Origin of the sequence: Parvibaculum sp. (assembly GCF_035511255.1) — a bacterium.
GTDB lineage: Bacteria > Pseudomonadota > Alphaproteobacteria > Parvibaculales > Parvibaculaceae > Parvibaculum.
The window spans coordinates 1-10,606 of the sequence record NZ_DATKFR010000085.1 but is presented as its reverse complement, the minus strand read 5'-3'; the positions used below and the strand labels follow the sequence as shown (position 1 = coordinate 10,606).

Below are 10,606 nucleotides of genomic sequence, written 5' to 3'. Positions count from 1 at the left end.
CGCATGGTCGTGACGCTGTGACGCAAGGCTGGAACGAAACGACGACGGCGCTTCAGTTCGGCCGCCTCTTCGAGGAGGGCAAGGCCGACCCGCGCGAGGTGACGGATTTCTTTCTCGACCGCGCCGAAAAGGAAGACCCGGGCCGTCGCGTCTATCACCTGCTGACCGGGACGCGGGCCCGCGTCGAGGCCGATGCGGCGGCCGACCGCGCGAAGCGGGGGCTGCGCCGCCATCCGCTCGACGGCGTGCCGCTCTCCTGGAAAGACCTGTTCGACAGCGCGGGCGATGTGACGCCGGCCGGTTCGCTGGCGCTGAAGAACCGCATTCCCGCGCATGACGCCGAAGTGCTGGCGCGGGCGACGCGGGCGGGCGCCGTCTGCTTCGGCAAGACCAACATGACGGAGATCGCCTTCTCGGGTCTCGGCATCAACCCGAAGATGGGGACGCCCGCCAATGCCTTCGACGAAACGGTCGAACGCGTGCCCGGCGGATCGTCGGCGGGCGCCGGCGTTTCGGTCGCGCGGGGGCTCGCGGCGGCGGCCATCGGCACCGACACGGGCGGCTCGGTGCGCATCCCCGCTGCCTGGAACGGTCTCGTCGGATTGAAGACGACGGCGGGACGCCTGCCGCTTGCCGGCACCGTGCCGCTCTCGCCGAGTTTCGACACGGTGGGACCGCTCGCTCACGACGTCGCCGACGCGGCCGCGCTCTTCTCGCTGCTCGATGCATCGAAGCCCTTCGACCTCGACGGCGCCGATCTGAGGGATGCGGTCTTCTGGCTGCCGGGCGGCGTCGCCTGGAGCGAGCTCGACGACGGCGTCGCCGCCGCGCTCGACCTCGCGATCCGCCGCCTCGTTCATGCCGGCGCGCGCATCGTCGAACATAAACTGCCCGAACTCGACGAGATCGACCGGCTCGCCTGGAGCGGCGGCGCGAGCCGCCTTGTCGCCGAGGCCTATGCCTATTGGCACGAGACGCTGGCGGCGAACGAGGCTGTCGTCTACCGGCCCGTCTTCGAACGCATGATGGCGGGCGCCTCGATCACCTCGGCCGAGCTGATGAAGACCGATGCGGCAAGGGCGGCGATCGTCGTGCGCTATCTCGCCGCGACGGCGGGCGTCGATGCAGTGCTGCTGCCAACCGTTGCGATCACGCCGCCGCCCATCGCGGCGCTCGAGGGAGGCGGCCCCGACTATTTCAAGGCGAACCGCATGGCGCTCAGGAACACCACCATCGGCAATCAGCTCGGCCTCTGCGCGGTCACGCTGCCGGCGGGTTACGACGCGGGCGGCATCCCCGTGGGACTGATGCTGCAGGCGGCGCCGAACTCGGAAGAGCGGTTGCTCAGGATCGCAAAGGCTGTGGAGACGGTGTTGCGGTAAAGCCCTCCCCCCTTGAGGGGGAGGGTTGGGAGGGGGGCGGCAAAAAGAGTCTTTCGAAGAAGTCCCCCCCACCCGATCAGCTTCGCCGATCGACCTCCCCCTCAAAGGGGGGAGGTAAGGAAACAAAAAGCCCCGGAACTTCTTCCGGGGCTTTGTCTTTGGTGGCAACGCCGCCGCCTATCGCACCGGGGCTTCCCTGGCGCGGTCTTCGAGGGCGCGTTTCTGGATATAGGAGAGGATCGCGTCGACATCGTCCTTGGACAGAAGGTCGCCGAAGCTCGCCATGCCGTTGTCCTTGAGCATGCCGCCGCGCACGATGTCCTGGAAATGCGCGCGCGTGTTCTCGTTCATGCGCCGGAGATCGGGGGTGACGCCGGGGGAAACCGCAAGCGCGCCGTGGCAAAGCATGCAGGTGCCCGCGAAGGCGACCTCGCCCCGGCGGACCTCTTCCTTCGAGGCGGTGAGCGGCGGCCATTCCGGGATCGACTGGTCGCGCTCGGCGAGTTTCGGCAATTCCTTCGTACCGCCGATCTTGTAGACGAGGAGCTTGCCGTCATTGCCGTATTTCGCCGCCGCCGAGGCCCGCGCGTCGCCCGACGTGATGTTGACGCCGCCCCAGCCTGCGAGCACGGCGACATATTGTTCGCCGTCGACCTCATAGGAGATGGGCGGCGCGACGATGCCGGTCTGCACGTCCTGGTCCCAGACCTTCTCGCCCGTGTCGGCCTTGTAGGCGACGAGGTGGCCGAGCGCCGTGCCCTGGAAGACGAGATTGCCCGCCGTCGTCAGCACGCCGCCATTGAGAGGCGCGGGATATTCGACCTGCCATTTGACCTCGCCCTTGATCGGGTCCCAGGCCTTGAGGAAGCCGTGACTGACCGGAATTTCGGGCAAGGCGTTGATCGCGTCGATATAGGCCGCCCAGTCGAGGCCGGGGTTCCACCAGTTCTTCCGGACCGTGAACTTGTGGTCCTTCTTCCACTCCGACGACAGCGAATAGATGCCGGCGATGTCCTGCGTCGGCAGATAGACGAGGCCCGTTTTCGGATTATAGGCCATCGGATGCCAGTTATGGCCGCCATTGGCCGACGGCAGGACGAACTGTGTCTGTTTTTCGTAGTCGCTCGCCGGCAATTCGACGGGACGTCCCGTCTTCATGTCGACATGGCTTGCCCAGGTGACCGAGACGAAGGGCTTGGCCGAGAGAAGCTCGCCCGTCTCGCGGTCGAGCACATAGAAGAAGCCGTTCTTCGGCGCATGGAGGAGAAGCTTGCGGGTTTTTCCCTCCCAGGGAAGATCGACGAGCATCAGCGGCTGCGTCGAGGTGTAGTCCCAGTTGTCGCCGGGCGTCTCCTGGTAATACCACTTCATGCGGCCGGTCTCGGGATCGAGCGCGACGATCGAGGACAGATAGAGATTGTCGCCGCCGCCCGGAGAGCGGATGTAGCGCGTCCAGGGCGAGCCGTTGCCGGTGCCGATATAGACGGTGTTGAGCTTCGGATCGAAGACCATCGAATCCCAGGCCGTGCCGCCGCCGCCGACCTTCCACCACTCGCCGCCCTTCCAGGTGGGAACGGCTTTTTCGAGTTCGGGATTTTCCAGCGGCTTCGAGGGGTCGCCGGGCACCGTGTAGAAGCGCCAGACCTGCTTGCCGGTTTCGGCGTCATAGGCGGTGATATATCCGCGTACCCCGTATTCGCCGCCGCCATTGCCGATCAGCACCTTGCCGTTGACGATGCGCGGCGCGCCGGTCGAGGTGTAGGGCGCTCCGGGGACGGTGTCGACCTTCCAGACGACATGGCCGTCCTTGGCGTCGAGGGCAAAGAGGCGTCCGTCGAAGCTCGAGACATAGACGCGGCCCTTCCAGACGGCCGCGCCGCGATTGACGACGTCACAGCAGCCGTAGCGGCCCCATTCGCCGGGCACTTCCGGATCGAAGCGCCAGAGTTCCTTGCCGGTCTTCGCGTCGAGGGCGGCGGTGATGCCCCAGGAAAGCGTCGTGAACATCGTGCCGTCGACGACGATGGGCGAGGCTTCGAGACCGCGCACGGTGCCGGTCTCATAGGACCAGGCGAGGCCGAGCTGGCCGATGGTCTTGTCGTTGATCTGATCGAGCGGCGAGAAGCGCTGCTCGTCATAGGTGCGGCCATGGGCGAGCCAGTTGCCGGGCTCCTTGTCCGCGTCGACGATGCGCGCGCCGTCGATGTCGGCGAGCCCACGTTGCTCCGTGGACGGAGCCTTGCCGCCGGGCGCCGGCTCGCCGACCGCGATCTGCGTTCCGCCTCCGCCCTCATCGCCGCGGTGGACGAATTGCCAGCCGACCGTAACGCCGAGCACCACGCAGGCCGCGACGCTCAGCGCCGCGGGCCATGTCCTGACCGATGATTGAGCCATGACCTCCCCATCCTGTTTGCTTCCCCCGGAGGTCGCCAAAGAAGCGCCTCCGCTGCCGGAGCCCTCTCGCGGGGCTCCTTTGCCAGCGGAACTCTATCGGAGGAGCGGAATCGGGGAAAGCGAGGCTTGCCGGCTCTTTTCGCCGGTTATGGCGTGAGTCTATGCACAAATATTATGCGCCGACTTCAAATTGCACTATTATTGTGCAGTTATGACGTTCAAAGTCCGGTTGTTTTGGCGTTCCGTGACAAAAGTATGGGTCGAATCAAGGCGCTATGCAGTTGCAGTCAGTTCGGCACGGTTCTTGAGAAAGCTTGTCGTCAAGCGCCGGTGCGTGCCCTCGGGCACATCACGAAAAGGGCGCCCGCGCATCAAAGCCGGGGGGCAGTGACCCGGCAGTCAATGGAGAGACGGATGACTGAGAAAGGAAACGAAACGGGGGTCTTTCGAAAGCTTCCCCTGGGGGCCGCGGCGGCGACGCTGGCGCTCCTCGCCTCGGTAGGGAGTGCATTTGCCGAGGAGGCAACCCCCACGCTCGACAGCGGGTCGACGGCATGGATGATGACATCCTCCGCCCTCGTCCTGTTGATGACGATCCCGGGCCTTGCGCTCTTCTATGGCGGCATGGTCCGTAAGAAGAACGTCGTCGCGATCGTCGCGCAGAACTTCGCCATCACGGGGCTGATGACGGTGGTCTGGACGGTCCTCACCTATTCGCTCGCCTTCCGCACGAATCCGAGCGAAACGATGAACGCCTATATCGGCGGCTTCGATCGCATCTTCCTCAGCGGTCTGAGCGTGGGGAACATTTCGGGCGTCATTCCCGAAAGCGTCTTCATGGTCTTCCAGATGACCTTCGCGATCATCACGCCGGCGCTCATCACGGGCGCCTTCGCCGATCGCATGAAGTTCTCCTCCATGCTCGTCTTCATGACGCTCTGGTCGATCTTCATCTATGCACCGATCTGCCATTGGGTCTGGGGCGGCGGCTTCCTCGGCGGCGCCGGCGTGCTCGACTTCGCCGGCGGCACGGTCGTCCACATCAATGCCGGCATCGCCGGTCTGGTGACCTGCCTCGTGCTCGGGCCCCGCAAGGGCTATGGCAGCGAGAACATGGCTCCGCACAACGTCGTCCTGACGATGATCGGCGCCTCCCTCCTGTGGGTCGGCTGGTTCGGCTTCAATGCGGGTTCGGAACTCGCCGCCGACGGCCGTGCGGGCATGGCCTTCGTCGTCACCCAGATCGCGACCGGCATGGCCGCTCTCGCCTGGATGTTCGCCGAATGGGTCGTTCACAAGAAGCCGACGCTGCTCGGCATGTGCTCGGGCGCCGTTGCCGGCCTCGTCGCCATCACTCCGGCGGCGGGCTTCGTCGATCCGGTCGGCGCGCTCTGGATCGGTCTCGCCGCGGGCGTGATCTGCTTCATCGCCTCGACCAGCGTGAAGCGGGCCATCGGCTATGACGACGCGCTCGACGTCTTCGGCGTGCACTGCATCGGCGGCATCGTCGGCGCCGTGCTGACGGGCGTCTTCGCGACGATGGCGATCACCGGTGCGGAAGCGCCTGTCGGCGGCATCGACGGCAACTGGGGTCAGGTCGTCACCCAGATCAAGGGCATCCTCTACACCCTGGTCTGGTCGGGCGTCGGCACGTTCGTCCTTCTGATGATCGTGAAGATCTTCTTCGGTCTCCGCGTCTCGCCGCAGGAAGAAGTCGAAGGCCTCGACATCAACCTGCATGGTGAGGTGGTTCAGTAAGCACTGCCCTTCTGGGCCTGTTGCGGACAGGGGCGCCCCTCCATTTCATGGTCGGGCGCCCTTTGTGTCTCGGCGGCACCGGATCTTCCGGTGCATCATCCGGGAGTGAAAATGTTGCGGCGCAACCTGCATAAGATAAAGGCATCTGCCTCTTTATGCGCGATCGGCCCCGCATCGACCGTGTACAGAATTTCGAGTTCTTCGCGTAACCGGCCGGAAGAGTTCGCAAAAACAGCGACTTACGACACTTTTCCTCGTTCGGCACGGTTCTTGATTATTGGTAAGCAGTCTCGGCCGGTCCGCAAGCATCCGCCGCGCCGAGTATGAGGAATCCCGGGAGGCCACGAGGCCGGCCGGCGGCAAACAAAAGAGGAAAGCAAAATGAAGCTCGTTGTGGCGATTGTGAAGCCCTTCAAACTCGACGAAGTCCGCGAGGCCCTGACCTCGCTCGGCATCGAAGGCCTGACCATTTCCGAGGTCAAAGGCTATGGACGCCAGAAGGGCCAGACGGAAATCTATCGCGGTGCCGAATACGCCGTGAACTTCCTGCCCAAGATCAAGATCGAAGTCGTGGTCCCGTCGGAGCTCGTCGCCAAGACGGTCTCGGCGATCAGCGGCGCGGCCAAGACCGGCCAGATCGGCGACGGCAAGATCTTCGTCGTGCCGGTGGAATCGGCGCTGCGCATCCGCACCGGCGAGACCGACGCGGACGCGATCTGACCCTTCCCCGGCGCCCCGCCTGTCGGAATGGGGCGTGACGGACCGCTTTGAGAACTACGTCAGTATCCCGAGAGCCCGGAAGCCTCCCTTCCGGGCTCTTCTGTTTTGCCTAAATTTTACGCCGACTGCCTTCAGTGAGTGTCCATTCGGTAGGCGATATGCCTGCTATTTCAGCGGCAGTCGCCGGTCCGTTTCGCCAAGCCTTTGATTTTGCCTGATGAAAAATTCGTCAGTCGCATGGCATGCCCCTTGATTGAGCATGGTGCCGTCGAAAAGGACGGCACCGCATCGCCTTTCGAGGCAGTCGGGCAAAAAGAGGGCTTTCCGGCCCGGGGCGCAACCGACCCGGCGCCGGAACGAGGGACGCGAGCAGGAAGGATTTCCGATGACACCGGTCGAAGCCGGCGCCGCCAACGGCGCCGATGTTTTTTTCATTCTGATGGGCGCGATCCTGGTCTTCGCGATGCATTCGGGCTTTGCCTTTCTCGAAGTCGGCACGGTCAGGCACAAGAACCAGGTCAATGCGCTGGTGAAGATCCTGGTCGATTTCGCGGTCTCGACGCTCGCCTATTTCCTGATCGGCTATGGCGTCGCCTACGGGATGCACTTTTTCGCGCCGGCCGCGACGCTCAACGGCAATGAAGGCGGGCTTTATGCGCCCCACCTTTACGCACCTCAGGGCCGCGACCTCGTGAAATTCTTCTTCCTGCTGACTTTCGCCGCCGCCATTCCGGCGATCATTTCGGGCGGCATCGCCGAACGCGCGCGCTTCTGGCCGCAGGCCGCCGCCACCGCGATCATCGTCGCCCTCGTCTATCCCTTCTTCGAGGGCCTCGTCTGGCATGACAATCTCGGGGTGCAGGCCTGGCTCGAGGCGAGCTTCGGCGCGAAGTTCCACGATTTCGCCGGCTCGGTCGTCGTCCATGCGGTCGGCGGCTGGCTCGCCTTCGGCGCCGTCACGATGCTCGGCCGCCGCGTCGGGCGCTATACGAAGGACGGCCGCCTGATCGGCTTTCCGCCCTCCTCGATCCCCTGGCTGTCGCTCGGCTCCTGGCTGCTCTGCATCGGCTGGTTCGGCTTCAACGTGATGTCGGCCGGATCGCTCGCCGCCGTCTCGGGCCTCGTCGCGATGAATTCGCTGATGGCGATGGTCGGCGGCATCCTCGCGGCGCTGATTGCCGGGCGCAACGACCCGGGTTTCGTCCATAACGGCGCGCTGGCGGGCCTCGTCGCGGTCTGCGCCGGCTCCGACCTGATGCACCCGATCGGCGCGCTTCTCACCGGCGCCGGCGCCGGTGTCCTCTTCGTCGTCATGTTCGACTGGAGCCAGCGGCGGCTGAAGCTCGACGACGTGCTGGGCGTCTGGGCACTGCATGGGCTTTGCGGGCTCTGGGGCGGCGTCGCCTGCGGCATCTTCGGCCTCGCCGCGCTGGGCGGCATGGGCGGCGTCTCCTTCTGGAGCCAGCTCGTCGGCTCGATCGGCGGGGCGGCCTATGCGCTGGCGGGCGGCTTCCTGGTCTATGGCGCGCTGGCCCGCACCGTCGGCATCCGCCTCTCGGCGGAGGAGGAGGCGCAGGGCGCCGACCTCGCAATCCACAAGATCGGCGCCAATCCCGAGGCCGAGATGATGCAGCGGTGAGTGAGTGGACGGCAAAAGTTAGCGAGGGACTGAGGAATTACTTCCACTTGTGTGGATAAGGGCCGAAGACTCCACAGGTTTTTCCACGGATCGCGCCTGTCCAAGCAGCTAGACCGGCTCCGGGGAGCCCGGTAAGATCGCGGCGCGCCCCGAAGCCGGAACGCTTCGGGGCATGGCCACGCCGTGTCCGGGATCCGGGCGCGCCCAGGAGATACTGCGCCCGTAATGTCTGCGCCGGACCTGACCCATAACCGCTTTGAATCCCTGCCCGATGGCCCCTTTCCGCGCCTCAATGCGCTGATCGAGGGGATCCAGCCCGGCAAGGCGCCCATCATCATGTCGCTGGGCGAGCCGCAACACCCCTTTCCGGCCTTCGTCTCGGAGACCATTGCCGCTCACGCAAAGGAATTCGGCAAATATCCGCCGATCTCGGGCACGCCCGATTTCCGCGCCGCCGTCGCCGCCTGGCTCGGCCGCCGCTACGGGCTGGGGCCGGACGTGATCGGCCCGAGAAAGCCGCTCGATCCCGAGCTTCAGATCCTGCCCGTCAACGGCACGCGCGAGGCGCTCTTCAATATCGCCTTCGTCGCCACGCCCTTGTCGAAGGCGGGACAAAAGCCGGCGATCCTGATGCCGAACCCCTTTTATCAATGTTATGCGGCGGCCGCGCTCGCGGCCGGCGCCGAGCCCGTCTATGTGGCGGCGACGCGCGAAAACGACTTCATTCCCGATTTCGGCGCGCTGCCCGAAGAGCTGCTGGCGCGGACCGCGATGATCTATTTCTGTTCGCCGGCCAATCCGCAAGGCGCGGTCGCGAGCCTCGACTATCTAAAGGACCTGATCGGTCTCGCGCGCCGGCACGGCATCCTGCTCGCCATCGACGAATGCTATGCCGAGATCTATGACCGCGAACCGCCGGCAGGCGCGCTGCAGGCCGCGATCGAGCTGTCGGGTTCGCTGGACAACGTCGTCGTCTTCCATTCGCTTTCCAAGCGCTCGAGCCTGCCGGGCTTGCGTTCGGGTTTCATCTCGGGCGACCGCGACTTTCTCATGCGCTTCCGCAACTTCCGCAACATCGCGGCGCCGCAGGTGCCACTGCCGATCATGGCGGCGTCGGCGGCCGCATGGCGCGACGAGAGCCATGTCGAGGAGAACCGCGCCCGCTACCGCACCAAGATCGACGCGGCGGAGCGCATTCTCGGCAATCGCTTCGGCTTCTACCGCCCGGCCGGCGGCTTCTTCCTCTGGCTCGATGTCGGCGACGGCGAGGCGGCCGCGCGTGACCTTTGGGCGAAAGGCGGCGTCAAGGTCTTGCCCGGCAAGTATCTCTCGCGCGAAGATTCAGGCTCGGCGATTCACGGCGGCGGCGGCAATCCAGGCGCGGCCTATATCCGTGTCGCGCTGGTGAACGAACAGGCCGCCACCGAGGAAGCGCTGTCGCGCATCGCGGATATTCTGTGATCGGCGCGGCGTCGCGGGGGCGTTCCGGAGCCAAGGGATCGCGCAAGACGGCGAAGAAGACGCCCGTGCGCGGCAACTGGAGGATGCGTGTGAGGACCTGGCTGAACCCGTTCGCCTTTCTGCCGATGGGCGTGCGCGTGTTCCTCGGCAGGCGTTTCGAGGAAGTGGCGGGCGCCGCATTGGTGGCGCTCGGCCTTTTCGGCCTTCTCGCCCTGGTGAGCTGGTCGCGCCACGATCCGAGCCTCAACAATGCGACCGGCCTTGCCCCGCAGAACTGGATGGGGATGCCCGGCGCCTACATCTCGGACATCCTCCTGCAAACGCTCGGCCTTGGCGCGCTGGTGCTGCTGATCCCGCCCATCGCCTGGGGCCTGCGCCTCGCGCGCCATGACATGCCGCCGCGCCTGGTGCTCAGGGTCGCGGCCTGGCTGCTCGCCACGCTTTTCGCCGCCGCCTTTCTCGGCACGCTGCCGCTGCTCGCGATCTGGGCGCTGGCGCCGGGTCTCGGCTTCGGCGGCGTCCTCGGCGACGCGCTCTCCTCGCTCGGGCTGCAGCTCTTCGCGCCCTTCATCGGCAACGGACTTTCCTATGCCGTGACCGCGCTCGTCACCGCGCCTGTTACCGGCTTCCTCGCACTTTATGCGGCCGACCTCGAATGGATGGAGATCGTCGCGCTGGCGAACCGCGCCACCTTCTGGCGCCGCGCGGAGGAAGACGAAGAAGAGGAAGAAGATCAGCTCGCCTATCCGGTGCGCCGCCGCCGCCGCGGCGAGGCCGAGATCGAGGTTCCGTCCGTGGCCCAACGCGGGCCGCAGCGACGCGGCAAGCGTGGAGTCCGGCCCTATCGGCCCGATGTCGAACCAAGCCGGCTGCGCGTCATCGCCTGGACGATCGGCGACCACGTCACCGATCTGCGCGACCGCCTGCTCCGTCAGGGCGATTACGCGCCGCTCTCGCCCGCCGAGATCGCCGAGGCGCGCATGACCGGGTTCGGCACCCGTGGCGCCACGCGCAAATCCACGGTCGACGATTTCGACGATGAGGATGAGGATGAGGACGAGATCGACGTCGATCTCGACGAGGATGAAGGCGAGATGCCGCGCGGCCGCCTCGGGCCGAAGCTCGGCGGCAAGCCGGTGCCACCCATCAGCCGCACCGCGCCGAAAGCGGCCAAGCCCTCCAAGCGCGCCGTCCGCGAGGCGCAGCCGACGCTGGCGCTCGAGCCGAAAAGCGACTACCAGCTCCCGCCGCT

The 10,606-nt window shown here is 65.8% G+C and carries 7 protein-coding genes; 6 read left to right on the top strand and 1 reads right to left on the bottom strand.

All coding sequences use genetic code 11. From position 1 onward, the window contains the following. Window positions 1-1,382: amidase (locus tag VMR03_RS02920; protein WP_325402108.1), on the top strand; the 1,382-nt coding region annotated here is incomplete at its 5' end. Window positions 1,383-1,559: 177 nt separating this feature from the next. Here the strand turns inward: VMR03_RS02920 and VMR03_RS02915 are convergent. Further along, on the bottom strand, window positions 1,560-3,776 hold the full coding sequence (locus VMR03_RS02915; RefSeq protein ID WP_325402106.1) for a PQQ-dependent dehydrogenase, methanol/ethanol family: 2,217 nt from the start codon (window positions 3,774-3,776) through the stop codon (window positions 1,560-1,562). Between the two features lie 414 nt (window positions 3,777-4,190). On the opposite strand from VMR03_RS02915, the gene VMR03_RS02910 reads away from it, so the two are divergent. The 5 genes from VMR03_RS02910 to VMR03_RS02890 form a co-directional block, all read left to right on the top strand. Further along, the gene (locus VMR03_RS02910) at window positions 4,191-5,534 is read left to right on the top strand and encodes an ammonium transporter (protein WP_414693142.1); all 1,344 of its coding nucleotides are present in this window, start codon (window positions 4,191-4,193) and stop codon (window positions 5,532-5,534) included. Between the two features lie 381 nt (window positions 5,535-5,915). After that, a complete protein-coding gene (locus VMR03_RS02905; RefSeq protein ID WP_325402104.1) occupies window positions 5,916-6,254 on the top strand; it encodes a P-II family nitrogen regulator in 339 nt (112 codons plus the stop codon). Window positions 6,255-6,639: 385 nt separating this feature from the next. Continuing rightward, a complete protein-coding gene (locus VMR03_RS02900; RefSeq protein WP_325402102.1) occupies window positions 6,640-7,893 on the top strand; it encodes an ammonium transporter in 1,254 nt (417 codons plus the stop codon). Between the two features lie 225 nt (window positions 7,894-8,118). Then, entirely contained in the window at window positions 8,119-9,354 is a 1,236-nt protein-coding gene (locus tag VMR03_RS02895) for an aminotransferase class I/II-fold pyridoxal phosphate-dependent enzyme (protein ID WP_325402100.1), read from the top strand. A gap of 89 nt (window positions 9,355-9,443) precedes the next feature. Next, a partial coding sequence (locus VMR03_RS02890; RefSeq protein ID WP_325402098.1) for a DNA translocase FtsK 4TM domain-containing protein occupies window positions 9,444-10,606 on the top strand: 1,163 nt, incomplete at its 3' end.